Here is a 263-nt window from a genome sequence, read left to right as displayed (position 1 = left end):
CGGACGCGTCGGCGCGGTGCCGGCCCTTGCGGGAGCCCTGACGGAGTCGTTCGTCCTCCTCCCGATTCCCCCAAGGGGTCCTCTTGTCGGTTTTTGCCTCCGCAGCTCTCCGTTCCTCGGTCGTCACCCGGCTGCGCGCCGCCGGTTGCGTGTTCGCCGAGGACGAGGCGCGGATCCTGCTCTCCGCCGCCGCCACACCGGCCGACCTGGCCGTGATGGTCCGCGCCCGGGCCGAGGGCCGGCCGCTGGAACACGTCGTCGGC

Annotated in this window: 1 pseudogene; it reads left to right on the top strand. The window is 73.8% G+C overall.

The window, feature by feature from the left end:
• Positions 1 to 83: 83 nt before the first annotated feature.
• Positions 84 to 263 (top strand): annotated as a pseudogene (locus tag ACFV6I_RS23350) (putative protein N(5)-glutamine methyltransferase); the annotation flags it as partial.

The organism is Kitasatospora sp. NPDC059803 (assembly GCF_042732255.1).
GTDB lineage: Bacteria > Actinomycetota > Actinomycetes > Streptomycetales > Streptomycetaceae > Kitasatospora.
This window is presented reverse-complemented; position numbering and strand designations above follow the sequence as displayed.